Source organism: Vibrio sp. 1978, assembly GCF_033344345.1.
Window position 1 is genome coordinate 49,796 of sequence record NZ_JAWPOP010000012.1, and the last position, 24,818, is coordinate 74,613.

The window sequence follows — 24,818 nt, forward strand, 5'->3', positions numbered from 1 at the left end:
CATAAATGAAAAAGCAGCATTGGCGACGCCGTTCGCTTTTTCCAGACAGCATAGTGACACAGCGGAAAGTGACTGTTTTACAAAGAGGAGCTCGTTATGAAAGCGCCTCGAAACCTACGCAGGATCTCAATGTTGTGCACGTCAATCACCGACAATTGTTGAGTGAAGGCGTCATAAATTATGAGCAGTTATCTTTACTTCAACGCTTGTTGGATAGAAATGTCGTCGATAGCCTATGCGCTAGCCAGTTAGTTAAAACGTATCAAAAACTTGGTGCTTCGATAGACCGGTTTGCCATGCGTTTATTTTTGGAAATTGGATCGCAGCTCAGTGATAGCAGCACAATCACAACGTTCGAACAAAGGCTGGACTACATCAACTCTCGTCTGGGCTTTCGCTTTAATTTGGCTGTCCCAAAAACGTTGATGCTTTGTTTCCATTTATCACTCAACGAGTGGATTAACCGACAAGTCGATCAAAGTGCTCTTCATGCTTCGATTAAAGTTGAACAACTTATCAATCAACTCGATATTCAGAAGGAATATTGGTCGAAGCTATCAGGGGAAGACACCAGTGCCGTCTTTGTTCAACAGCAACTCGATCTTATTAAGAGCCAGCAGCATCAACTTAAAAAGCAACTTGGGACGTTAAGCGAACAACAGTTGCAAGTGATTGAATGTCATCGTTTGTTAATTGAGAAGTGGCAACCGTCTTTAGACGAGCTGAAAGGGTTCGCGGAGTACACCTCTACAACCGAACAATTTATTTCTGAGTGGAAAAATTGGTGTTCGGAAGTGCGACTTGAAGCCCCTGAGCTGAACGAAGTTTGGGATGCATGCGATGTGGTTTACAACGACCAAAATGCGGTTGCGAAAGTATGGCAATGGTTCAAGAACATGCAAACTGTTGGTGATATCGATCACTACTATTTTGATACTCAAAGTGGTCAGTGCGGCCAGGCTTGCAATCACCTCAGCCAGATCTAAATAGGGCGTTAAATGTTAGATAAGATGATGAAATCTTTAGCGGAAGCGCTAAAGGTAGGGGATTTTATTGCCTCAGAAAATGGTTCTTACAACATCGAGGTTGACCAGTTATCACTGACCATCAAGCAACGTGCGTCATGGATTTTATGGGAAGCGACGTTACCCTTCCAGTTTAAAGAGCATCTAGATTATCAACAAGAACAAGCGTTACAACGTTGCATGCAGCTCTCATTAAAAACCATTCGTGAGGATGGCGGCGTACTGACAACCAATGATGATCAGCAATTGATTTTGCAAAGTAAAGTACGGGTTGAGGACTGTTCGGTGGAACGGTTCTCTGCTTTGCTTTCTAAGCACGTCAATCTATGTGAGCGTTACATTGCATTATTGGAACAAGAACGCGTGAACCACACAATCAACCATACAGTGTGGTTACCATGATGCTAAAAATCTTTCCCAACATTAGGCGTGCTGCAACAAAGGCATTGTTATGCGCAGTGAGTGTTGTTCCTTTGGGATACGCGCAAGCAACAGACTTACACTGGCCCGAACAACCGTTCCGCTACTATGCAGATAATGACTCATTAAAAGAGTTGTTGAATAACTTCGGTGCAAATTATCGTGTCTCGGTTTCTGTTAGTGACAAAGTCAACGATCGAGTGAATGGGCGTTTTACCCCTGAAGATCCGGCGGAATTCCTCGATTACTTATCGCAAGTGTACAACTTGATGTGGTATTTCGATGGAGCCGTCTTACATGTCTATAAGGCGACAGAAACTCGCTCACGTTTACTTCAATTGGAATTACTTACGGCTAGAGAGCTACGCAGTACGTTAATTTCCACCGGCGTTTGGGATTCTCGTTATGGTTGGAGAGCTGCTGAGAGCAAAGGGTTAGTCTATCTTGCTGGTCCTCCACGTTATGTCGACTTAGTGGTACAAACGGCGGAGGCATTGGAAACGCGCTTGCTGCAGAAATCGAATTCAACCGACGAATTATTCGTTGAGATAATTCCTTTGAAGTACGCTTCTGCAACGGATAGAGAAATTGCATATCGAGATCAGACAATTACGGTCCCGGGCATCGCATCGGTGTTAAAACGGGTCGTGTCTGGTGTTCAAACGCAAGTGGCGAGTGCGTCTAGCAAAGAAGTTACCAGTCCAGATAAGCCTGTAAAAAGTAATAAAACCGCCTCAGTTCATGGTGGCGCAACAGTTGAAGCAGAGCCGGGCCTTAATGCGATTATCGTTCGTGATACTCAAGCACGATTACCGCTCTATCGTAAACTGGTCGCGCAATTAGACCAGCCGCAATCAAGAATTGAAGTCGCGCTATCGATTGTCGATATCAGTGCCAACGATTTAAGTCAGTTAGGAGTGGATTGGCGAGCGGGAGTGTCTGTCGGAAACAACCGCATTGTCGATATCAAAACAACAGGTGATGTGAATTCGGGGGATGTGACGCTCGGCAGTGGACAGAACTTTAAGTCCTTGCTTGATTCAACCAACCTAAATTACTTGCTGGCTCAAATTCGTTTATTGGAATCCAAAGGCAGTGCTCAAGTGGTTTCAAGGCCAACATTGTTAACTCAGGAAAATGTCGAAGCGGTACTGAACAACAGCAGCACGTTTTACGTCAAGCTGGTTGGTAAAGAAACCGCAGCGCTGGAAGAGGTCACGTATGGCACGTTACTGAGAATTGTCCCACGTATCGTTGGTGATAGATTTGCTGCACGACCTGAAATTAACCTGAGCCTTCATCTCGAAGACGGTGCAAAGATCGCTGATGGTGGTGTCGATGATCTTCCTTCCGTTCGTAAAACTGAAATCAGCACCTTAGCGACGGTTAAACAAGGGCAAAGCTTACTTATCGGTGGTGTGTACCGAGATGAAGTGAGCCATCAGTTACGTAAAGTGCCATTGCTAGGAGACATCCCATATTTAGGCGCGCTGTTTAGAAGTAATACCAATACTAAGCGCCGCACAGTACGAATGTTTATTTTAGAACCTCGAATTGTTGTGGATGGTATTGGCGATAGTGTGTTGATTGGCAACGAATATGACTTGCGACCAAGTATAGGCAGGCTTAACAACATCTCCAACAATAGCGCTGAATTTAAATCGGTAGTGGAAGTATATAGCTGCACATCGAGGGTTCAGGCCGAGCGCTATCAACAAGACTTATTGTCACAGAAAAAGTCGTCTCAATTAACGCAGTGCCAATTACCAACAGGGCAAAAGGGTTGGCGGGTGAAAGTATTGGAATGTGATGACTCACAAAGTGAGTGTGTGCGCCCTTCAGAGGAGTCTTAACCGCGATGCAGCAATGGAAAATTCGTATTTTATCAGGCGTGCATACCGGAGTAGAAGTCACCTTACCTGAAGGTGTTCTCGTGCTTGGCAGTGACGACTTTATTGCTGATCTTGTACTGTCTGATGCTGGGGTCGAAGCGAACCATTTCACCCTCGTTTGCCAGCAAGACTCGGTCATTTTACGAGGCTGCGAAGAGGCAAATATTAACAGTGAAGACATCGCTGTTGCAGGTGATGGTATCGAGTTGTCACGCCATGCTGTTGTCTCGGTCGGCGTTGTGAAGTTCGCTCTGGGATACGCGGAAGATGCGTTAATTGTGAGTAACGTCAGCGACGAATCTAGCCAACAGAATACACCTGTGGTTGCTGTGCAACGCTCTAGCTGGAAAAAAACAACGCTCATCGCTTTGCTCTGTAGTTTTGTCCCGAGTGTCATTTTTGCCGGTATGTGGTACAGCCAAGCTAACGGAAACAACAATGAAATTGTTACAGAAGCAGAACCCATTGTTTTGGTACGTAACATCTTAGGCGAGCTCAAACTTAGCGACGTTCGTGTGGAATGGAATGCCGCCGCACGCCAAGCAGTCTTAGAGGGCTATGTTGAAGACCGAACACAGAAACTCGATCTGCTTGGTCGAATTGATGTATTGGGCATCAATTACAAAAGTGACTTAAGAACGATGGAAGAAATCCGTCGCGGGGTTCGATTTATTTTGCGCAACCTCGGCTATCACCAAGTGAAAGTCGAAAATGGCGATGAGACCGGAACACTGCTGCTGACGGGCTATATCGATGATGCAAGCCGCTGGAACCAAGTTGAACAAATCTTGGAGCGAGACGTGCCGGGTCTTATTGCGTGGAAGGTTGAACTGCAGCGAGCGGGTGCCTACATGGATACGCTAAAAGCGTTATTGACGGATGCGGAGCTACTGAAAAAAGTCCAGTTGGTCACCAGCGGTGATCGCATCGAAGTTCGTGGTGAGCTTGATGATATCGAAACGACTCGATTTTACGGTGTGACCCGAGACTTCCGGGAACAATATGGTGAGAAACCGTACTTAGTTTTGAAATCCATACCTAAGGTGAGTAAAGGCACCAACATCGATTTCCCGTTTCGTAGCGTTAACTTTGGCCAGGTTCCATATGTGATTCTGACCGATAATGTTCGCTATATGGTCGGTGCAAGAACGCCTCAGGGCTACCGAATATCCAGTGTTACACCTGCTGGTATTGAGTTGGTTAAAGGCGGGCGGGTGATAACAATAGAACTTGGATATGAAGGCGAGACGAACAATGACAAATCTTGAACAAATTTTAAATAACGACACAAACGGTGCGGAAGTGCACAAGATTAAGAGCAAGCTCTTAGAAGCACAAGCGGTGGTGAAACGTCAGTTGGATTTAGGGTGCTCACCACAGCAGTACCAATTGCTACTCAAACAGTATGAAGCTTACACAGCCGCCCATGCGGTCGTTGAATCATACGAAGCTAACTAAAAAATACGAGGAAGTCTTATGTCATTTTACGATGCTAGTAACAGTGTAAACCTTGATGATGTTAAAGCTAAGTTAGAACAACAAGCGAAAGATGCCAACACAGAAGTGACGGCAGCCATCAAGAACCTAGAAACCAATGCCGATGATCCATCAAAGCTTGCCGAGCTTCAGCACGCGATCAACAAATGGTCTGTTGTTTACAATATCAATGCGACCACCACTCGTGCGATTAAAGATGTGATGCAGTCGATTCTCCAGAAGGTGTAAAGCATGGAACGAGAAACGCGCCAACTGCTGGCTGAAATCGCGCTGATGGCAACAGGTATGCATCGTCATCAAGAAGCCAACACGATTGCAGATGGCCTTGAAGCAAGCTCAGGTTCTGAAGAGACCGTTGCGATGATTCGTGCAATGAGCCTCATGAATAAAGGCTTGTATGAAGAGGCTCATCAATTACTCGAACCACTTTGTAACGCCTATCCAGATCTGATCAGCTTAGCGGCTCTTGCTTCTGCCAAAGCCGGTTTACTGAGCAAAGCGGAAAGCTGGGTAGAACTTGCGTCACAAGGAAGCGAAGAAAGCCAAGCATTTGCTGCGAGCTTTTCTCAGGACATTAGGAATCTTGGATGATCATTGATTCAAGTAACCTAAGTCTTCAACACCAATCTTTGCGTCAGTCGGAGTCGCGCCATTATGAGCGGAGCGATGAAGACAAGATGAAAACGTTCATGGAGCGAAGTGACAAGCAAGAGCAAGTTTCACATGTTTCTCCAAAAGAGACGCTAGAGAAAACAGAAGCGAAACTGGCGGAGATTAAAGCGTGGTACGAATCATTAAAAGACGCAGAGGTTGTCAGTAAACAAAGTGTCTTATCATCGTTAAATGAAGCGTTCTCCGACCCTCAAGTTAAACGAGAGGCAATGTGGTACGCCTTTCATGAGGCGAAGAGTGCAAAAGGCAACGAGCAGCCACAATCTGATTTGTTAAAGGTGTTGAAGCAGGAGTTACTAGGGAATTTTTCGGGACAGCTTATTGCCGAACCACCTGCTGATAAAACAGCACTAAAAGCAATGCTAGCGCAGCATTTTCCACTGGGTGCCCAGAAAGAACAAGCCTTATGGCATTGCTGGGCAGAGTTGAAGTCGTTACCTGATATGGCATCAACACTGGACATGGTTCGTGATGAACTTAGCTTCATGATCCAAAAAAATGCGATGGTGAAAAACATCATGACTCACAGTCACAAGTTAGATTTATCTTAGGAGTACATATGATAAACACGCAGTACACCGAGGTGATGCAAACCAACATTGATAAGTTACAGGATGCGCAAGTCGAAGACGGTTTAAGCGAACGTTTTGAGCAAGCCATGTCGGTTCCCGAGGCAAGTAATGGCCTGGAGGGAGGTTTGCTAGAAAACATCAGCGAGTTGAAAAACACTATCGATAACGCGAAAAGTAACCTGCAAGACAACATGAAGATGGTGGGTGATGATCCGGCGCAATTACTGCAAATGCAGTGGGCGCTCACACGCATTACTTTTCAAGAAGAGCTGATCGCGAAAACCGTGGGTAAAACCACACAAAACGTAGAAACCTTATTGAAGGCACAATAGTGATGATGAATAAAATGAGAGCAGTTTTCATCATGCTCACGTTGTTTCTGGTAGGTTGTCAGACCGAGTTATACACCAACGTTACTCAGAAAGAGGGTAATGAGATGTTGTCGATCTTACTATCCGAAGGTGTCGTTGCAACAAAAGAACCTGACAAAGACAACACCGTCAAGTTAATGGTAGACAGTTCTCAAATCGCCTTCGCGGTAGACGCGCTAAAGCGAAAAGGTTATCCAAGAGAGCAGTTTTCCACACTGAAAGAGGTGTTTCCCAAAGACGATTTGATCTCGTCACCATTAGCAGAGCGAGCACGTTTGGTGTACGCGAAATCTCAAGAGCTCTCCTCAACCTTATCTCAGATTGATGGTGTGCTGGTGGCACGTGTTCATGTTGTTTTGGAAGATCAAGATCTGCGTCCAGGAGAGCGTCCAACTCCAGCTTCTGCCTCCGTATTTATTAAACACGCAGCAGATATTGCGCTTGATTCATATGTTCCGCAGATCAAATTATTAGTGAACAATAGCATTGAGGGGCTGAACTACGATCGAATCAGCGTAGTGATGGTACCCTCATCAGAGGTTCGAGTTGCTACTCAAAACAATCAATTTAAAAGCATTTTGTCGGTTCAGGTCACCAAAGAGACGGCGAATAATCTTATCGCCATTTTGGTGTTCTTGGTAGCGGCACTCATCGGCTCGAATATCGCTACTTTTACATGGTGTCGTAGGAACACGAAGCGTGGTTAAACCAGAAACACCACTCGCGCAGGTACAACACCAGTTTAACTATGCGCCTTGCCAGTACATCCATAGAAGTTGGATAGAGCAAAAGCAGCCTTGGTTACTAAATATCGAAGGCTGGAGAGATAACCCCATGTTCAACCAATGGTGTATCAATGAGTGGGCGTTATCTCCCGTTCCTGAGACGGCTTTTAACAGACCTTGTCATAGTTTGGCATTGCTCCCGACAGACGCGTTGAATCAACTCGTATTGATGGTGGGTGGAGCTTTGCATTGTGTTGCGATGCGAAGCGTTGTCTTAAAACATCCTAAACAGGTTCTGAACAACGTTTTTGGTTTGGAAGGCGCTCGGTTCTTAATTCAAAACGGGCCGATGCTGTTATCCTGCTGGCCGCAAGGCTGGCAGCGTTCGTTACCAGAACTACTGGATGAAAGGTCTGTTGAAGCAAGCATGAGGGCGCTGGGATATTTTTGGATGAGGTTTATTTTGATTAACTCACCGGAAGATGTTGTTCTTCGTTGGCAATTCAAATTGGAAAAGCAACTTAGCGAAAACGCGGAAACAGCTAACTGGTTGGAAGCAGATCAACGGGATCTGGCGTATCGACTCACAAAAAAAATCGCAAAACAGGTTATTCCTCAATGGTTTCATTTGTTGAAATAAAAACAGACAATTTGCAGCTGGCACCTGGCTTAAAGGTGCTGAAAGCGAAAGATTATGCCAGTTATCTGGATTCGCAACACTTAGTTGAAGCCGCGAACTCCAAAGCTGAGAGCATCATTGCTAATGCCCAGCAAGCCTACGAAACCGAAAAACAACGTGGTTATCAAGATGGCCTTGCACAAGCCAAGATTGAAAATGCGCAAACGATGGTTGAAACCTTAGCACGTTGTAATGACTACTATCAGCAAGTCGAAGAAAAAATGACAGATGTGGTGTTAGAAGCAGTACGCAAGATCATCGATACCTTCGATGATGTCGATACCACGGTGAGTGTAGTTCGAGAAGCGTTGCAACTGGTGAGCAACCAAAAGCAGGTCATTTTACATGTCCACCCAGAGCAGGTTGTTGAGGTGAGAGAAAAGGTGGCAGGAGTATTAAGTGATTTCCCTGAAGTCGGTTACGTTGACGTGGTAGCAGATGCGCGCTTGAAAAATGGAGGCTGCATTTTGGAAACAGAAGTTGGGATCATCGACGCCAGTATTGATGGACAGCTGCATGCATTAAAGCAAGCCATGGTGAAGCAGCTCAGCGAGCGTAAAATTACGATTCATGAATAAACCTCAAAAACTCAGCACTTGCTGAGTTTTTTCATTTTAATGCCTTTAAACAAAAAAAATCCGACCATTTCTAAAATATTCACTGCCATAAATCCTTAAGAATACACCTAAGAAAGCTGCTTAGTTGATAAGTGTTGCAACCAAGCAGCGCCTCTAAAACAACAAAAATAGGATTATTTAGTCGAATGGCTAATGGATTTATAACTTCTTTACTGACAGATTTTGCCAGCCGCTGCCAATTGGAGCCGTTGGTTTTTGATGAGGATGATTGTTGCCATCTACTCGTTGAGCAAAACACAGCAATCACAATTCGTGCACAAGAAGATCGTGTGACGCTTATCGGGCTGATTTCAGGTGATAAACCGAGTGCTGATATTTTGCATCAACATATGAAAGATGCCTTAACGCAAGGCTCTCCAGCGGTATGCTGGGAGGAAGAGACCGGATATATCGGTTTCATACACCTGCCTCAGCAACTGCTAACTGCATCTTTTTTCGATGAGTCATTTGCGAATTTCATCGAGTGGTTAAAAAGTGCGAATACACAAGAAGTAACCAATAAAACAATCGAAGTACCGGAAACGAATACCACTCATTTTTCCACATTAAGGGTTTAAAGCATGATCAGTTTTGGAAGTGTTAGCGCGTTGCAGGCCGCCATGCCGCAAGCTCGTAACGAGATACTTAACGAAGGTAAGCTGAGTATTGGTGGCAAAGAATACCAAATCAACGCAGCGACCCAAGAATTTACTCGTACCAATCCTACTAATGGTGCGGTAGCGCGATTTTTTGAAGCGACAGGAAAATTGTTTCGCGAAGGCAGCTCACAATCGGTTGCGAAAGCCCTTACAAAAGCCGTATTTGATAATGAGCAAGGCCAAGCTCAGCGTTTACGAGCTGCTTCTTCTGTTGAGCATGGACAAAGGTTCTTCAAAGATGGAAACATAAAAACCGCATCAGATGTCTTAAATGCCTTTGCGAAGTTAGACAGTAAATCAGTTCAGTCGAACTCTGCTGAGCTAAACCAGTTAGCAGAGCGAGCGATGACAGAGGCAATGTTAGAAACCGATTCTGGTAAAAAACTCACATCACTGATTGGCGAAAGTGCAGCGAAGTCGCTTGCTGGACGTGTAGTAAAGGACTACGGCGGTGGTGTATCTGCAGCGCAGAAAAACCCGGCAGGTAGCATTAATCAAATGCAAGCGGTGTTTGATATGGAGGTGATGCATCTTAAATCGGCGCAACGTCATATCGAAGGTCTAGCAAGCACCGATCTAAGCCAAGGTGTATACGCTGAAGGACTGGCGGAGGATGCGTTTAACAAAAGTGGCGTAACCAATAATGTTGAAAGAGCTGCGGCGTGGATCATTAATGCTTCTAACTCTAAAGGAAACGATGCCGAAAATATTACGTCTTTACTGAAAGAATACGCGTCTAATGGTAAAGACTTATTGAATATGGAAAACCTAAAAGAGCTACACGCTCGATTGGTGCCTAATGTTGAGCGTGATTACCGAGGGCCAAATATTTCGGGTGGCACTTTGCCTTCAAGTATTGGCGGTGAGGGCATGTTAAAGCAGCACATTGAAGGCTTTTTGAAAGAGAACCCTGTAGAAGATAAAGACTTAGGTAAACATTTGTTCGCCGGAGTTATCGGGTACCATGGCTTTACCGATGGAAATGGTCGCATGGGGCGTATGCTATACGCGATAGCAGAACTTCGTAACGACTCGTTCAATCCTTTAGCTATGGATGCAGAAAATAGCCTTCACGGTATTAAGTGATTTTTTACTTCTATTTAATTTTTGGAGCGGCGATTGCCGCTCTTTTATTTTCCAGCTTAACCTTAATTTTTCTTCTCAATAAAACGGCTAATAGCAATAAAAATGAGACGTTGAAATAAAGTGTCGGTTTCTATCTCGCCATAAAATCTCTTTTATCCTTATTCGCTTATTTAAATGAGCCGTTATACCCAAGTGGCTTCGCTGAAACAAATATATCGATGTCACTTAGTTATAATAAATTAGACAGGACACAACATGGATACAGGAAAGATTAATATGCTTCTCTCTGAGCTAGGAGAAGTGCTGAACCTTGAGCGCGTGACAGCGTATGACGATCAAATGTGGTCACTGCATTTTGCTGAAAACAACAGTGTCGATGTTCTGCTCGTAGAGGAAAAAGGCGAGTTATTGATTTCCAAAAACCTGCTTATAGAACAAGATGATATTACGCTAGACAAACTTCAAGTTTTACTTGAATACAACTTTTTGTATCGAGAAACAGGTGGTGTGCAGTTTTGTGTGAATCCAACACGCAAAGACGTTGTTCTTCAAGTTGCTATCGCGACTGGAAGTGAACTCACCAACATTGCTAACTTAATCATTCAGTTGAACGAATTAGTTGATACTTGGGGACAGTTATTTCAAAACAACACGGTTGTAGATTTTAGCCAAACAGACGTACACGCATTTATTCAAGTTTAAGGCATCACACATGGTCAATATTAATACATCGCACATGCACTCGTTGAGTCAGTTAACGTCACATTTGGCGACACAAAATCAAGCTGACGACAAAGAGGTTCGAGCACACAACGGCAAAGATATTTTTGTTAAAGAGGGTGCACCAAAAAATAAAAGTATCAGCGCGCGTATTAGCCACCAGAATAAAGCGAAGGATATTGTAGTGAGCCTGCTTACTAAGCAGGGTATTCCTAAAGATGTTGCGAAGCTCATGCTGAAAAATGTGTTGAATGGTGAAAACAAGTTAACGCTTGGGAGTCTGAAAAATCTTGAGAGATTGTCGTCTGGTCCTAGCTCAAATTGGCCAACTGCACAAACGGCAGCCTCTTCTTCCAAAACCAATAAAGCTTCATCGAGTGTCGCGCTTATCAACGAACATAAAGCCAACCTTCAAAAGCTTGGTGATTTTGCCTGTACGGACTTAAATACGTTCGGTGTTAAGGGGTCACAGTTTTATGAAACAAAAGGAAAGCCACGACTAAAAGAGCTTCACGCGGATCAAGCGCGAATCATGCAAGATCACAGAGCGACGATGTCCGCAAACGGAGTTCAAGCTGCAGCACAAAGAGGAACCGCACCGCAATTAAGCACTCTACAGAACATTGCTAAGGCAGTACAAACCGCGAAAGCCGGCTGCTGTACTACATTTGCCTTTGCTGCCGCCGCTGAGATGATTCAAGGCATGTCAGGAACATCTGAAAGTGAACCCAAAGTAGAAGTGGTTGCGTTTAAAAAGGGTCATTCAGGTACACACCTTTATGTACTGGTTGGTCGACAAGAGGAGAGCGACATAAAAGATCCATCAACGTGGAGTAAGGATGTGAAAATTGTTGACCCGTGGGCGACATCTGCATTCGGTGCACCAATGTTTGGAGATGCACAACGACCACCTGTTTCGAATATGTTCCCGCCAACAGAAGTCATTTTTGATAGCCATAAACTGGGTTAGTCACTCTGCAAAAGAAGTGAGCAAATACATCATGCTAAGCATCTAACCTTTATTGAAAGAGCAGCTCTGAGCTGCTCTTTTTTATTACTCTGGCAACTCGATTTTAGAGCGAGATTTCTGCGGAAAACCTCACAATGAAGGCGAAAAAGTGACAAAAATAAAGCCATTACCGACATCGTTCAATCTGCAATCGTTGTTCAATAGAGTTATTGAAACAAAAGGAAAAAGTTATGAACACGATTCAACAACTGCTCTTGGAGTTTTGCCAACTCAATGAGTTGCCCGAACTGAATTTTGAAGAAAATGAACGTTGTCAGCTACTGGTCGATGATCGCTACATGTTGTATTTCATCGCTACAGATACGGATGATTTGATGCTGTCTGTAACGTTCGGAGGGTTAGAAAAATCCGGTGAACAACGACTAAAAGGTTTAGAGCTTCTTGCTCATGCTAACTATCAAGGAATAGGTAGTGGCAGCCTCGCACTTGCTTTGGCTCCAAACGGTCGACAGCTTGTCTTAGCAGGACGTAAACCCGTTGAGCATCTAAATACGACGAACCTTACCGCTTGGTTTCACGAAGTTATTGAACAGGCCGAGCTGTGGCAAGCGCGTTTCGCAATGTTGGATCAAGCGATTCCAACCACCTCTAATCATGAACAAGCTCATGTTCAATCACTTCGTGTGTAGGAGAGAAAAATGGTTAATACAACACAAAAAATCAGCCAAAGCCCAGTACCTGATCTAGAACAGTTTCGTGCAGTTGCTGCGCAAAAAGATGATCGAGTGATCAGTAAAAGAGGTGAAGTAAAAGAACCTTCCACATTCCACAAAGGTCATAAGTTTGCTTCTATTCACGAAGGCGTATTGAGAAGCAAATACACTAAGTTTTTCCAAGAAAACATCAAAACTCACCTTGATTTAAAGCAGGCGCTACTTAAGCAAGAAAAACCTGAGGTTGCGCTGTTGGCTTACTCCCTAGTGAGTCCTTCAGGCTATCGCGGTGAGCCACTTACTGAGCGTAAAATCTTAGAAGTTGTCAGCCTATTGGATGAAATAAAAGTGAGCAGCGATACGTACCAGCAGCTTAAAAATACGTTTGATGCGATCAGCAAAGATCCGCGTATGCAGGTGAGTTTAGAAGCCCAGTATCCAGGAAAAATGGATGGCTTCGCTGCTGAACTGTTACAGATGGGCAAAGAAAAGCTAAAAGGTTCTGGTGTGAACGCCGTTATTAACTTGGCATTACCTGGCGTTGGCTTATTGATTTCTACAGGTCGAGAGCTGCACAAAGCGGCCGTAAATGGTGATGCTGAGGCTTACCATCATCAGTTAGAACAAATTTCACAGCTGCCAGGGCGAGATCAACGTCTTTCTATGCCGATGCAGCAAACCTTGGCTCAAGGTCATGCGATACTGTCGGCTGAAGGTGGCATTGGAGCTACGTTAGGGATGGCGACGGGGAGCCTGGGCACGTTCGGTGTTAGCTCTGTAGCAACGGTGGGCGTCACACCGATAGCAAAAGAGGCAATCGGTTCTGCGGCAACGACTGCTATCATGAGCGGCGGTGGCTTTGTGGCGAACCAAGCTGGGGCATACGGGTTAAATACGGAAGTAAAAGAGCAACTTATGCAAGGCGAAATGTCTGGTGTTTTACCTAGACTTGAAGTTTCCAATGCAAAAGGAGACTTTACCTTCAGTATGCAAGATCCGGCTTCTGTCCGCGCATTAATGGCGTACCTTGGCCCTAAGGAGGATACTGCAATGACTTCTCCTCAAGCGCCTAAAGAAGCACAAGAGATGGAAGCCGCTCGATTAACACTGAAAAAGATGTTGGGTTCAGAGCCAAGTGAGCACTTGGTTCCTGACGTAGATTCTATCTTGAAGCTAAGCCCAGAGGATGCACCAAGTAAAACCGAGTCTATTGCTAACGGGGCGTTTAAAAAACTGTTAGGAGAAGATTGGGATTGGCTCATGCCAGCTGTTCGAGCGATTGATAAAGGGGAAGCAAGTAAAATAAACGAAAAGCTAACCTACAAGCTCCCCCTAGATGCAGCAAACGGACGAGTTTATCTTGATAAATGCCCAAACCTGAGTGACGTCCAATTAGATGCGCTAGAAAAATTAGGCTCACCAAGTCAATTGCGATTGATGTACTTGGCAGAAGGCTGGGTGTAATTTCAAATGGTAAAGTAGGGAGTAGGTGCTGCTCCTTACTTTATCTATCGTCAGCGTTACTTTTTGGGGCTGGCTCATCTCCATTGAATTTAACTTTTCGACTGAAGAAACAAACACACAAGTGTCAACGTTATACCAACCCAACCAATGAAAGAAATTTCTTCCCCAACAATCGCAACTGCTAGTGCTGCTGCGATAATAGGTTCAAATAGCGTGAGTATGCTAGCTCCACTGGCTGTAACAAACCGTAGCCCAAACCCAAAAGCGACGTAACCTAACCCCATTGGAATCAAGGCCATGTAGAGCATGACCGTCGTATTAGTTGATGATGCAAATAGATTATCGCCCGTGATGAAAAGTGTTGGTAGAAGCAAAACTCCACCAATACCAAAAACACTTCCCATGGCCGTTTGCGATTCAATGCCGTGGTCAATCATAGCCTTTACTCCCCATGAGTAAATGGCGTACGTCAGACCTGCCAATAGGCCAAGTAATACACCCCAATGCTTCATATCCTGATCAAATAAGCTATTTGCGGATGACTCAGAAGCCAGCAACAAGGTAATGCCAATGACCCCGATTGCGAAACTCATCATCCAGCGCTTGGTTATGGTCTGATTTCGGCTAAAGAGGCACTCTAACAAAGCAGAAAAGAAAGGTGCAGTGGAGATAGAAACAACCGTACCAATAGCCACACCGGCGAATCGCATTGATGAATAAAAAGCCAGTGGGTAGGTGGCTAAGGCGATAATACTAACCAGTAACGTTTTCTTCTTATGTACGACTTTTCGAAAATCTCTCTTCAGTGACTTCGCAGACAGACATGCTTGCATAAATCCACCAATACCCATAGAAAATGCGCCAATGGCGAGAGCACTGACATCCGGTGCCAAGCTGGCAGCGGTGCCCGTCGTTCCCCACAGGGTTGAAGCAAAAAGTATGGATAAAGTTCCTAATTGATAGTCGGTGAAATGTTTTTTTAACACTGTAATTTCTACCTAGTGAATGGCTGTTTTAGGGTAGAAAGAATAAAAGAAAGCGATAGAGATTTTTGTGCTGAAAAGACGGAATACTTGTTCCAGAAGACTATTTTAGTGACTATCGGGAAAACTCTCTAGGAGACATACCAAAATGCATTGAAAACCGTCGACTAAACGCGGAAAGGTCACTATAGCCAACTCGTTCAGCTATCAACTGAACTGGAAGGTCTGTATGAGTCAGTAGTGCTTTGGCTTTTTCCATACGTTGTAGTGTAATGTACTTATGGACGCTTACTTTTAATTGCTCTTTAAAAAGCTTTTTAAATTGCGTCGGACTCAAGCAAGCGGCATTCGCTAACGAGGCAATGGTGAGTGGCTGATCAAGCTGCTCGGCGATCAAAACCTGTACATCTCGAATACGCGAATCTACGGAGCGAGACCGCTTTTGCTGCTCCAGCAACAGATAGAAGGTTGCAACCATTGAGTTTTCAATTTCATCACTAACCTGATACTCAAGTTGCTTTTCGACAAACTGGATAAAGCTCAGTAGAGGCGGGCTAATCGAAAACACAGCCACACTATTATCCATCAAATGAGTGGGCAAAGTGGTCATATCCGCAACAATAAAGCGTGATGACTCTTCGGCATTAAAACCGTGAGCACAACTTTTGGGGATGACTATGCAGTCGCCAACCGCCACCTTTCCGACATAACTATCCATATCAATATGTATGTTGCCCTGGAGAGGAAGCACCAGTTGATGATAATCACTATGAGTATGTCGGCTCATACGTTTCGTGTAGGAGCGAATGCTTAAGCTAGATTTCATAAAAACAACATACAGTTAAAGGATACCGCATTATAGCGTTGAAAGTATCGAGGTTGAAAGCTGGGCAGTTGTAAGCCCAGATCTTGAATGGGATGTGGTTTGTTAGTCCGCCTCGGACTCTAACGAAGCCAACCAACGAAGCACTTCCGCAGTTGCCTCAATAAGATCGCTTGGGATGTACTGGTCGACGTTACCGTCGGCGTATAGTGCGCGAGCAAGAGGGACTTTTTGCATCACAGGCACGCCTTCCTCTCTAGCGATTGCGACCATACGTTTGGCTACCGCATCGGTTTCCATCAAAGTGATGACGGGCAGGGGCGTTTCGCCTTTCTTGTAATAAAGGCCAACCGCGATATGTGTTGGGTTTGTAACTAATACATTAGAACGTTTAACGTTTTCGCGTTGATTGGAGGCTTGTAGCTCTTGGTGCAACTGACGACGTTTGCTTTTTATTTCTGGACTGCCTTCCATCTCTTTGTATTCGCGCTTCACTTCGTCCTTGCTCATTTTGAGCTTCTTCGTGTGATCAAACTTTTGGTACGCAAAATCTGCGGCAGCGATGACGATGAAACCTACCGAAGAGATAATCATTAATTGTTTAATCATGACGCCAGTAATGGTCGGGACACATTCTAGCCCACAAGTTGGAATTTGCATTAAAGCGTTGATGTTACCGCGTAATGTCACCCAGATAATGCAGGAAAGAAGAGAGACTTTAAGGATCGACTTGATAAACTCAATCACACTCTTGAGGGAAAAAATGCGTTTGGCCCCTTCGACGGGATTGATCTTTTTGATGTCGGGTTTAACGGACTCACCACTAAATAGGAATCCGAACTGCCCCATATTGGAAAAGATGGCGACGAGTGCAGCAACCAGAATAATCGGAGCGAGTAGATAGGCAATTTCTTTTGCGATGGCGATAGCGACATCGACTAGCGCATCTTGGAAACCCTGATAAGCAAGCTTACTTGGTAGGAGAATAAGCGCTGAGATGTGCGACATGTAATAATCGGCGAACGCAAACAGTACAATTATGAGCGCCAAAATTAATGCAGACGATACGATTTCTTGGCTTTTGGCAACCTGACCTTTCTGTCGAGCATCGCGTAACTTTTTTGCGGTGGGTTGCTCTGTTTTTTCTGCACTCATAAAGAATCCTAAGCGTTATTGCCAAATGGTATTGAGTTGTTCTGCGAATCGGGTAATGCCGTAAAACTGTACTTCAAAGTGATCCATCATTATTCCGAGATACACGATCAGTAAAACACTCGCGATGGCACTTTTTATTGGCATGGCAAGGAAAAAAACATTCAATTGCGGTGCAAAACGACTGATAAGCGCCAGACCAAACTCAGCAAGAAACATTGCCAACACTAGTGGAGCGGACATCAACACACCAAGCCACATAAGCTGTTCAAATTGCGCGTAGAAGAAGCTCACCCATGCGTCGCTAACGGTTGGGAAAAAGTCCACGATCGGCCAAGATGTATAGCTTTTGAATAACGCATAGATAAAAGTGACAAAGCCCCCGCCAGAGAAGAACAGGGTAATCAACGTTTGGGTCAGTAATACCGCTGTTGGTGTGGATTGTGAGCCTAGCGTTGGGTTAAACATACTTGCCATGGCAGCCCCACGTTGGTTGTCGACCAGAAAACCGGCCGCTTCTATCGCCCAAAAGGGGATAGCAGCAACAAACCCTATCAATAGCCCAATTAATACCTCCTTACCCAAAATCATTATCAGCCAAATGCCGTCGGTTTCTGCGGGCAAGCTTTGCTGATTAATCATCGGAAATATAAACAGTGCGAGTGAGCAAAGCACACCATTTCTCACCATGGTGCCGCCTAGCATTTGCTTGCTCAAAATAGGCAAAAAGATGAAGCACGCCATTAACCGAGGTAACGTCAGGCTGTACAAAAATAAAGCCTGGTGTAAGTCGTGATAACTCATCGTATTTGAGGAATTTTATCCATAGCAAGCGAGGCGAAGGCGTGGAGCTCTGCCCCTAGCCATTGCGTTGTGACGAACAGCGTAATAATGACCGCGATAAGCTTGACCACAAAGCCTAACGTTTGTTCTTGGACCTGAGTTAACGCCTGAATAAGCGACACCAATGTACCAACCAATGCTGCGACTAAAATCGGCGGTAATGACAAGTACAACACTAGGGTTAATGCTTGAGTCGTGAAATGAATGATTTCAGCAGAATGCATACTTTCTCCGTGATTAACCGTAACTCAACACTAAGCCGTGGGTGAGCTTTGTCCAGCCGTCAAGCAAGACAAAAAGCAACAATTTGAAGGGGAGGGAAATCGTCATTGGCGATACCATCATCATCCCCATCGCGAGTAGGATATTCGACACAATTAGGTCAATAGCGATGAACGGTAAGTACAACAGAAAGCCAATTTCAAAAGCGCGAGTAAGCTCGCTGACGGTAAATGCGGGCAGTAAGAGCAATAAACTGTCCGACTCTAAACGGTCTACGTACTTCTGTGGCCACAATGTGCGTGCAGCATCAGTGAAGAATATGGCTTCGGTTTCCCGAATATGCTTTTTCAAAAATTCTCGATAAGGCTGTAAACCGCTTTCAATGAGGCCTTCTACACTTGCAGAATCTTCAAGGGAGATATCATGCTGCTTTACGTAGTCGTAGGTTTCAAACCCGACGGGAGCCATGATGAAAATTGACAAAATAATAGCCAATCCGTAAAGCGCCATATTCGGCGGAATTTGCTGTACACCGAGAGCGTTACGCAACAGTGAGAATACAACGGCGAGTTTCACAAACGACGTCGCCATCATGGCGATAAATGGGATCAGTGCCAGCAGTGCTAAGCTGACAATGAGATTGAGCTCGTCGGGTAACTGGATCATGCTGGCTCCTGCGTGCCACCGAACAGCTCCAGTACGCGCACACCTAAATGTTCGTTAACATTAACCAGTTCACACTCACCAATGATTTTGCCGTTGGCACGCAATGTTACCGGCTTAGATACAGGCTGGTTTAGCTCGAATACGTACCCTGGCTGAAGCTGGTTAAGCTGCTCTAGCGTGATGGTTTGATGGCCGATATCAAACGTGAGTTCCACAGGCAGTTGCTGGTGGTCGGTTAACATTTCTGAAGTGTTTACGTCATTCATATTGGTTTCTTTTTCCATAATGTGAAGAGTTTGGTCATCCAGTTGGCAGCGCCAGAGATTCTGGTTAGATACTTGAAAAATGGCTTGTTGCTTGGCGATGTAACCATCGTCAAAAAAGATGACATCTCCCAGCTCGAGCGAATTAAATTCGCTTAACGTCAAATGGGTCCTTCCAAGACTTAACCACACAGGTAAAGCGAGGTGTCGAGCTTGTAGAGCAGCGCTGTTTGGTAGCGCATCCAACAACACGTCTGATCCTTCGCTAACCCACAAACAAAGAGAGCCGTTAGGCTTATTGAGGGTTAACATTAAAGTATGCTCTTGGGCCTGGCTCGCCTCTAACGGCTGTAGTTGACTAAGAATGGGTAACTGACCAAATAGCGCTTTGATTGCCTCACTATGCGGTTCTATCTGTGAGCTCAAAAGTGCTAACTGGAGGGAGTTAGGCAGGGACGCAAACGCAGTAGCATTTAAGGTCGATTTCAGCCAATGTTGGAGCTGCGCACGAGAAAAGTCTACTTGTAGGGTTTGCCCTCCAATCAACGTGGTTAAACGGAACCCTTCAAATGAAGGGATTTGAGCAACAGTAATCGATACGCTCTGACCATCAGTCCCTTGGAAGTGGCACTGTTTTGCACAAAGTTGATTGCTGAGCGCGATACTTTCTGCATCCACTTTGGGGATTATTAACGGTGTCATAGGTCATTCTCCGCTTGCCATTCTTCATACACGCTGCGTTGTTGGCGTGAGTGTTGTTGTTCATGTTGTTGTTGATCGAGCTGTTGAGTTTGTTCGCTGATCGCTAAGCGAAGTGGCTGCTCACCGCCGAATCGGTTTAGCCGTTCAGCAAGATCTTGTCTAGCTTGCTGGCTAATAATGGAAAGGGCATGCTCTTGTCGAATCGTCACGCTATACCCTTGAGCGTCCAACTTTATGTGGATTTCACCACCTTTTAATTGCCCTTCACTTAGAAACAGCCGAACCTCTTTGTTGTCCGATGCGGTTGGCAGAGCAACATAGATTTTGTCCACCAATTGCTGGAGTAATTGGTTTACGTCTCGCGTTGGGCTTGGTTGAGCCTGCGAAGCAACACTTTTTAAGATGACATCGCCTTGTGTTACCGCACTTGCAAAGGGTTGAGAAGGCACTTTTTCTTCATCCGTTTTAACGGCGACTAGTGCGCTTTTCGTCACGATTTTTTCAAGAGGCTTGGTTTCAGGCAGGCCACCAGTTTGGTCTGGTCGTTTGCCTGTATTCTGTAGCGGCGGAGTTGCACGCTTATTGTGCGTTTTTTCAGTTTGCTTTTTCGTTAAGCCAACAATGTTAATCCCATATTGAGCGAGCTCTGTCTCTGTCGCACTTTGGGGAAGCAAGCCAGATTCAAGCGTAGAGAGACAATCCGGCGAGGTATGTTTATCCATCGGCGTCGGTTTATCATCTTTCAAATGAGCTTGAGCTTGAAAGTGAGGATCAACACGCTCGGTAGAAGGGGAGCTTAGAACTGTGTCGCCATCGCTTTTTCCATCATTTTTAAGCAATTTATTGTTTTCGCTAATTATTTCTTCGCTATTTGCTGCGTCGTCTTGCGGTTTCTCTATATCTCTCTTAGTGACGACGTCACTTTTACCTTTTAAAGTGGAGGTGTTTTTGTCAGCGTTGGCTTCTTGGTTCGATAGGTTAGGTTTCTTATCTAGACCTTGAGATGTCTTATGCCTTAGCGGTATGTCTTCTTCGCCAGTATGATTTTTTTGGGGATTCCCAACGATAGACTCCTTTCCCTTGCTAGGCTTCTTCGTCATTGCATGCTCGAATTGTGATTGAAGCTCGGCCTCCTTCTCGAGAGGCGCTTGTTCTGGCGTTGATTTGTGCAGCGTATTCGATGTTTCAGTTGTTGGGGTAATGCGCATAGTGAACCTTTAGATAATGTCGACAGTGCGAAACTCTTCCTGTTCGAGTTCTTCTTGGTATTGCCTTTCTCGCGATTTTTCCGCGACTTCTTGTTGCTGCAACTGAACGAATTTTTCTTTGGTTTTATGGGCTTGTCGCGCCTCTTTTTGCTTTTCTTTAAGTGCCGAGCGTTCGATTTCAAGCGCTTTTTTTGACTCGGCCACACGTTGTTTAAGTTCGGCTTCTCTCTCTCTTAACAACGCGATTTCTTGTCTTAATGTTTCCAGCTCTTTGAGAACGAGCGTTTGTTGTTTTGCTTTAGCAAAACGTCGCTCTTCTTCTTCCTGGCGCCAAACGTGATAGTCCGCGACAGAACGTTCGGCCTTTTGAACCTGTGCTGCGGCGTTTGACACTCGGTATTCTTGACGCTTGACGGCTTTATCCGCACGGTCAGCGCGAATTTTTTTGATTTCTAATAAGCGTTCTATCATTGTTTCACCATCCCTTTAAGTTGAGCGATAGCGCCATCAAGATCGCTTGGTTCATGAGTGCCTTGGCGTAAAAAGGCGCATATATCATCACTTTGTGCAATGGCCATATCCGCTCGGCTATCTGCGCCATGTTGGTATTCGTCAATTTTGATTAGCAGTTCAACTTCTTCATACTTAGCTAACATTTCGCGAATATGAGCAGCAGACGCCTGATGATCGGATTCAACGATTTGATTCATCACTCGGCTTGCTGACCGAAGTACATCAATCGCAGGGTAATGGTTCATTGCGGCAAGTTTACGCGAGAGAATGATGTGCCCATCTAAAATGGAGCGAGTTTCATCCGCGACAGGCTCTGTCATGTCGTCACCTTCCACCAACACGGTGTACAGTGCTGTAATTGATCCTTTGTCTGATTGTCCAGCTCGTTCCATCAGCTTTGGCAAAGCGGCAAAAACGGAAGGCGGATAGCCACGTCGTGTTGGTGGCTCGCCTGCGGCTAGTCCAATCTCCCTCTGTGCGCGGGCGAAACGCGTTACAGAATCCATCAGCAGTAGCACGCGTTTACCTTGATCACGAAAATATTCTGCGATAGAAGTGGCAACAAAAGCGGCTTTGGCACGCTCCATTGCTGGGCGATCAGAGGTAGCGACCACTAAAACCGATTTGGCCATTCCTTCTTCGCCTAGGTCATGCTCAATAAACTCGCGCACTTCGCGTCCGCGTTCACCAATTAAGGCGAGAACGGTCACGTCAACTTCTGCGGAGCGAATCAGTTTTGCCAGTAGGGTACTTTTACCCCCGCCAGCCGCTGCAAAAATACCCATGCGCTGACCTTCACCACAGGTCAGTAGCCCATCAATGGATCGAACGCCAAGAGAGATTGGCTTTTCAATTAGTTTACGTTGCATTGGTGGTGGCGCATCGCGATAAACAGGATACCAAGCACTTGGTTCCTGACTTTGCGTACCATCGAAAGGACGTCCAAGCCCGTCAAGCGTTGTACCTAACAGGTGGTCGCCAACACCCACTTCGTGCATTTTGCCCATTGGGCTTACTTCTGTATTTGAGGAAATCCCAAACATATTTCCTAACGGGGTGAGCAAAGCGTGATGCTGCTGGAAGCCAACCACTTCCGCTAACAAAGACAGAGTTTGATCGGGATTACGCAACTCACACAGTTCACCTACACGAACGCCAGGGACGACAGCTTTGATAATGGTGCCGGTGACTTGTGTAACGCGCCCGCGAATTTGGATCAAACGCGTGTGTTTAATCGCAGATTGTTGGATATCAGTGATGTATGAGAAATCGTTCAAGGTAAAAATATGCGCAATGATTGATGCTGAGAGAATAGAAAGTATAAGAATCAATTTATAGTGAATATCAGTCGGGAGTTTTTAGAAAACTGAAAGCGCACTAAAAAAACACGTCTGATTTTGACAGCTTCAAAAAAGCGCACTTCCTATAATTCGCCTGTATTGTGCGGAAGGAGTGCAAGTGAATGAGTATTATCAACAATCATATCGCAACAAATCCAAAGTTTGATGCGTCTATCCAAAACGGGTTGGAATCGTCTCGCCCCGACGTTTCACAAAAAGGCAATTATCGCGGTGAAACCGTCCGTGTTCACAATGCCACACAATCACTTTTTGATGCGATGGAAGAACTCACTTCACTCGGTTCCGAAAAAGCAGAGAAAGATCTGACTAAGCGCAAAGTGAAAGACAGTGGTGTTCGAGTTAATGAAGCACATGAACTCGTTTCGGACTATTTAAGAAAAGTCCCTGATCTTGAAAAGAATCAAAAGATCAAAGATTTGGCTACAAAAATGGCGGGAGGAAATATCTCGACCATCGCGCAATTACAAGCCTACTTGAATGGGTTTTCCGAGGAGAAAAGCCATCAATACCTCGCGCTAAAAGCCGTTAAAAAGTTTTTGAGTGCGAGTCCAGAAAGTAAACACCTACTAGCGCTGATTGACCAAGCACTTCTAAGAATCGAGCAAAACCCAGATACATGGTCTCAAATCGATACGGAAATCCGCGTCTCAAATTTTGCTGATGAATACAGCCAAGAGCAAGAGTTTAGCTCTTTACATCAGCTGCGCGGCTTCTACCGCGATACCGTTCATAGTTATCAAGGGCTCGGCGCGGCTTATCAAGATGTAGTGGCGCGCTTTGGTGAGCAGGAGGTATCGACCGCTGTTGACTTTATGCTGCAAGGCATGAGTGCAGATCTTAGTGTTCAAGGTAGCAGTATCGATTCGGTTAAGTTGCAGTGGTTGATGTCCGATATGCAAAAACTCAAAACTCTAAATACGTTGCAAGATCGTGTGAGTCAGCTGTTCCAAATGTTTAAACCTGAAAGGACGAATTATGGCTTATCAAGTTTCTAATTTGATGGCTGATGTGATTGCGTTGGTAGAGCAGCGATGGGTAAGCAGTGATGAGATATGGAAAGTCGCCAACGCAATGGAATTGACGGCGGTAGAACAAAAAATCGATTTTTTTCGAGAGTTCCATAAGTTAGTTCGCGCAATCCCAATTGACGTATTCGCCGATGAAGAACAACGACAGAATTTAATCCAAGCGGTACAAAAGGCGCTAGACGAAGCCATTGATATAGAAGAAGAGGAAGCGTGGGAAGATGAGTTGGATTGATGCATCCGTCGATGAATTTTGCCGAGGAATGGGGCTCGATGCCGTCGATTTCTCATCAGCTGGACGGGTGCAGCTGGATTTTGAGCAAAGTGGTACGCTGCATATTGAGCGACAGGGTGAGCAGTTATTCTTGATGTTGTCTCGAGCGTTATCTTGGCATCAAACCAGTGACATGATTCAAAGTGCACTGTGTTTGTGTCATGCCGATCAAGGCTGGCCTTTCGAAATTAAAACCGGCTTGTTAGATGAGCAAACTCTGGTTTTTTCAGCAAGGCTAAAAGGAGAAGAAGTAACACTTCCGACCTTAGAGCAAGCGTTTACGCTTTTGGCTCGTCTACATAACGATGTGGCAGGCTCATGACTCGAGTCAGCACTTTAAACGTAGGCATCGAAGCCTTTACGCATGTTACTCATAGTGAAGTTAAGGCCGATTTCCCAGAGCGATTTCAATTGCTTCCTGATGGTCAGGCGGTCGCTACACATTTAGAGAAGCTCTATGATCTCAGGCCTTCAGACCAATATCTCATCGCGTTAACTAAGCCCAAGCTGCTGCACTCAGAGTTGTTGCGTCCAGAAAAATACCGTCAACAATTTGATGAAACGTTAGCTCAGCTGCAAGTTCTTGCACAGGATTCAGGCTCCGCTTCTTTTATCAAAGCATCTGAAACGCTACAAAGTACGCAACTAGATCAGCGTTACCTCACTATGGCGCTCAATCTCCTTATTCAGGTCTAACCAAC

General features: G+C 45.1%; 32 protein-coding genes. 22 read left to right on the forward strand and 10 right to left on the reverse strand.

Going from position 1 to position 24,818, the window contains the following annotated elements; all coding sequences use genetic code 11:
* Positions 1-5: 5 nt before the first annotated feature.
* The 18 genes from R8N49_RS13365 (at position 6) to R8N49_RS13450 (ending at position 14,082) form a co-directional block, all read left to right on the forward strand.
* A complete protein-coding gene (locus R8N49_RS13365) occupies positions 6-986 on the forward strand; it encodes a T3SS regulon anti-activator ExsD domain-containing protein (RefSeq protein ID WP_005377193.1) in 981 nt (326 codons plus the stop codon).
* A gap of 12 nt (positions 987-998) precedes the next feature.
* Entirely contained in the window at positions 999-1,427 is a 429-nt protein-coding gene (locus R8N49_RS13370; RefSeq protein ID WP_085569994.1) for a YscB family type III secretion system chaperone, read from the forward strand.
* Complete coding sequence (gene sctC / locus R8N49_RS13375) at positions 1,424-3,298, forward strand: type III secretion system outer membrane ring subunit SctC (RefSeq protein WP_064353990.1); 1,875 nt, start codon at positions 1,424-1,426, stop codon at positions 3,296-3,298. Before R8N49_RS13370 ends, sctC begins: the two co-directional genes overlap by 4 nt.
* A 5-nt stretch (positions 3,299-3,303) precedes the next feature.
* Positions 3,304-4,605, forward strand: coding sequence for a type III secretion system inner membrane ring subunit SctD (sctD, locus tag R8N49_RS13380; RefSeq protein WP_053304386.1), 1,302 nt, complete (start codon positions 3,304-3,306; stop codon positions 4,603-4,605).
* Positions 4,592-4,795 carry an EscE/YscE/SsaE family type III secretion system needle protein co-chaperone gene (locus tag R8N49_RS13385; RefSeq protein ID WP_005377198.1) on the forward strand — a complete coding sequence of 68 codons (204 nt, stop codon included), beginning with the start codon at positions 4,592-4,594 and terminating at the stop codon, positions 4,793-4,795. The genes sctD and R8N49_RS13385 overlap by 14 nt, the downstream gene beginning before the upstream one ends.
* Positions 4,796-4,813: 18 nt before the next feature.
* Positions 4,814-5,062 (forward strand): type III secretion system needle filament subunit SctF, encoded by a 249-nt coding sequence (gene sctF, locus R8N49_RS13390; protein WP_005377199.1) that lies wholly within the window; start codon positions 4,814-4,816, stop codon positions 5,060-5,062.
* A 3-nt stretch (positions 5,063-5,065) separates the two neighbouring features.
* On the forward strand, positions 5,066-5,425 hold the full coding sequence (locus tag R8N49_RS13395) for a YscG family type III secretion system chaperone (protein WP_005377200.1): 360 nt from the start codon (positions 5,066-5,068) through the stop codon (positions 5,423-5,425).
* Positions 5,422-6,057: a YopR family T3SS polymerization control protein gene (locus R8N49_RS13400; protein WP_186584992.1), complete on the forward strand. Its 636-nt coding sequence runs from the start codon at positions 5,422-5,424 to the stop codon at positions 6,055-6,057. Before R8N49_RS13395 ends, R8N49_RS13400 begins: the two co-directional genes overlap by 4 nt.
* A gap of 8 nt (positions 6,058-6,065) precedes the next feature.
* Positions 6,066-6,410, forward strand: a complete 345-nt coding sequence (sctI, locus tag R8N49_RS13405; RefSeq protein WP_005387149.1) for a type III secretion system inner rod subunit SctI — start codon at positions 6,066-6,068, stop codon at positions 6,408-6,410.
* Positions 6,410-7,156 carry a type III secretion system inner membrane ring lipoprotein SctJ gene (gene sctJ, locus R8N49_RS13410; protein WP_086012989.1) on the forward strand — a complete coding sequence of 249 codons (747 nt, stop codon included), beginning with the start codon at positions 6,410-6,412 and terminating at the stop codon, positions 7,154-7,156. The genes sctI and sctJ overlap by 1 nt, the downstream gene beginning before the upstream one ends.
* On the forward strand, positions 7,149-7,814 hold the full coding sequence (vscK, locus tag R8N49_RS13415) for a SctK family type III secretion system sorting platform protein VscK (protein WP_005377204.1): 666 nt from the start codon (positions 7,149-7,151) through the stop codon (positions 7,812-7,814). The genes sctJ and vscK overlap by 8 nt, the downstream gene beginning before the upstream one ends.
* The gene (locus R8N49_RS13420; RefSeq protein ID WP_053307008.1) at positions 7,793-8,431 is read left to right on the forward strand and encodes an HrpE/YscL family type III secretion apparatus protein; all 639 of its coding nucleotides are present in this window, start codon (positions 7,793-7,795) and stop codon (positions 8,429-8,431) included. Before vscK ends, R8N49_RS13420 begins: the two co-directional genes overlap by 22 nt.
* A 131-nt stretch (positions 8,432-8,562) precedes the next feature.
* On the forward strand, positions 8,563-9,048 hold the full coding sequence (locus R8N49_RS13425; protein WP_258457090.1) for a type III secretion system chaperone: 486 nt from the start codon (positions 8,563-8,565) through the stop codon (positions 9,046-9,048).
* A 3-nt stretch (positions 9,049-9,051) separates the two neighbouring features.
* Positions 9,052-10,215: a VopS family T3SS effector adenosine monophosphate-protein transferase gene (locus tag R8N49_RS13430; protein WP_318190002.1), complete on the forward strand. Its 1,164-nt coding sequence runs from the start codon at positions 9,052-9,054 to the stop codon at positions 10,213-10,215.
* Positions 10,216-10,470: 255 nt separating this feature from the next.
* A complete protein-coding gene (locus R8N49_RS13435) occupies positions 10,471-10,917 on the forward strand; it encodes a type III secretion system chaperone (RefSeq protein WP_025768119.1) in 447 nt (148 codons plus the stop codon).
* A 10-nt stretch (positions 10,918-10,927) separates the two neighbouring features.
* Positions 10,928-11,905: a type III secretion system effector VopR gene (vopR, locus tag R8N49_RS13440; protein ID WP_258489297.1), complete on the forward strand. Its 978-nt coding sequence runs from the start codon at positions 10,928-10,930 to the stop codon at positions 11,903-11,905.
* 230 nt (positions 11,906-12,135) lie between these two features.
* The gene (locus R8N49_RS13445) at positions 12,136-12,594 is read left to right on the forward strand and encodes a CesT family type III secretion system chaperone (protein ID WP_005387141.1); all 459 of its coding nucleotides are present in this window, start codon (positions 12,136-12,138) and stop codon (positions 12,592-12,594) included.
* 9 nt (positions 12,595-12,603) lie between these two features.
* Positions 12,604-14,082 (forward strand): hypothetical protein, encoded by a 1,479-nt coding sequence (locus R8N49_RS13450; protein ID WP_053304391.1) that lies wholly within the window; start codon positions 12,604-12,606, stop codon positions 14,080-14,082.
* A gap of 89 nt (positions 14,083-14,171) precedes the next feature.
* On the opposite strand, the gene R8N49_RS13455 is transcribed toward R8N49_RS13450, so the two are convergent.
* The 10 genes from R8N49_RS13455 to vscN all read right to left on the reverse strand — a co-directional run bounded on the left by R8N49_RS13455 (position 14,172) and on the right by vscN (position 22,734).
* Complete coding sequence (locus R8N49_RS13455) at positions 14,172-15,074, reverse strand: DMT family transporter (RefSeq protein ID WP_373921220.1); 903 nt, start codon at positions 15,072-15,074, stop codon at positions 14,172-14,174.
* Positions 15,075-15,180: 106 nt separating this feature from the next.
* Positions 15,181-15,891, reverse strand: coding sequence for a helix-turn-helix domain-containing protein (locus R8N49_RS13460; protein ID WP_182016484.1), 711 nt, complete (start codon positions 15,889-15,891; stop codon positions 15,181-15,183).
* Between the two features lie 102 nt (positions 15,892-15,993).
* Positions 15,994-17,043, reverse strand: a complete 1,050-nt coding sequence (gene vscU / locus R8N49_RS13465; RefSeq protein ID WP_053350339.1) for a SctU family type III secretion system export apparatus subunit VscU — start codon at positions 17,041-17,043, stop codon at positions 15,994-15,996.
* 15 nt (positions 17,044-17,058) lie between these two features.
* A complete protein-coding gene (gene sctT / locus R8N49_RS13470; protein WP_031778955.1) occupies positions 17,059-17,844 on the reverse strand; it encodes a type III secretion system export apparatus subunit SctT in 786 nt (261 codons plus the stop codon).
* Positions 17,841-18,107 carry a SctS family type III secretion system export apparatus subunit VscS gene (gene vscS / locus R8N49_RS13475; protein ID WP_005377227.1) on the reverse strand — a complete coding sequence of 89 codons (267 nt, stop codon included), beginning with the start codon at positions 18,105-18,107 and terminating at the stop codon, positions 17,841-17,843. The genes sctT and vscS overlap by 4 nt, the downstream gene beginning before the upstream one ends.
* A gap of 13 nt (positions 18,108-18,120) precedes the next feature.
* The gene (gene vscR / locus R8N49_RS13480) at positions 18,121-18,771 is read right to left on the reverse strand and encodes a SctR family type III secretion system export apparatus subunit VscR (protein WP_005377232.1); all 651 of its coding nucleotides are present in this window, start codon (positions 18,769-18,771) and stop codon (positions 18,121-18,123) included.
* Entirely contained in the window at positions 18,768-19,736 is a 969-nt protein-coding gene (vscQ, locus tag R8N49_RS13485) for a SctQ family type III secretion system cytoplasmic ring protein VscQ (protein WP_318190003.1), read from the reverse strand. Before vscQ ends, vscR begins: the two co-directional genes overlap by 4 nt.
* A complete protein-coding gene (locus tag R8N49_RS13490; protein ID WP_238844307.1) occupies positions 19,733-20,944 on the reverse strand; it encodes a type III secretion system needle length determinant in 1,212 nt (403 codons plus the stop codon). The genes vscQ and R8N49_RS13490 overlap by 4 nt, the downstream gene beginning before the upstream one ends.
* A 9-nt stretch (positions 20,945-20,953) precedes the next feature.
* Entirely contained in the window at positions 20,954-21,415 is a 462-nt protein-coding gene (locus R8N49_RS13495) for a type III secretion protein (protein WP_005377236.1), read from the reverse strand.
* Positions 21,412-22,734 carry a SctN family type III secretion system ATPase VscN gene (vscN, locus tag R8N49_RS13500; protein WP_258489299.1) on the reverse strand — a complete coding sequence of 441 codons (1,323 nt, stop codon included), beginning with the start codon at positions 22,732-22,734 and terminating at the stop codon, positions 21,412-21,414. Before vscN ends, R8N49_RS13495 begins: the two co-directional genes overlap by 4 nt.
* A gap of 185 nt (positions 22,735-22,919) precedes the next feature.
* On the opposite strand from vscN, the gene sctW reads away from it, so the two are divergent.
* The 4 genes from sctW to vscX are packed head-to-tail and all read left to right on the forward strand — an operon-like array spanning position 22,920 to position 24,813.
* Complete coding sequence (sctW, locus tag R8N49_RS13505) at positions 22,920-23,813, forward strand: type III secretion system gatekeeper subunit SctW (RefSeq protein WP_017821331.1); 894 nt, start codon at positions 22,920-22,922, stop codon at positions 23,811-23,813.
* On the forward strand, positions 23,794-24,078 hold the full coding sequence (locus tag R8N49_RS13510) for a TyeA family type III secretion system gatekeeper subunit (RefSeq protein ID WP_005377239.1): 285 nt from the start codon (positions 23,794-23,796) through the stop codon (positions 24,076-24,078). Before sctW ends, R8N49_RS13510 begins: the two co-directional genes overlap by 20 nt.
* Entirely contained in the window at positions 24,065-24,439 is a 375-nt protein-coding gene (gene sycN, locus R8N49_RS13515) for a type III secretion chaperone SycN (RefSeq protein ID WP_005388159.1), read from the forward strand. The genes R8N49_RS13510 and sycN overlap by 14 nt, the downstream gene beginning before the upstream one ends.
* Positions 24,436-24,813, forward strand: coding sequence for a type III secretion system protein VscX (vscX, locus tag R8N49_RS13520; RefSeq protein WP_005377246.1), 378 nt, complete (start codon positions 24,436-24,438; stop codon positions 24,811-24,813). Before sycN ends, vscX begins: the two co-directional genes overlap by 4 nt.
* Positions 24,814-24,818 lie beyond the last annotated feature (5 nt).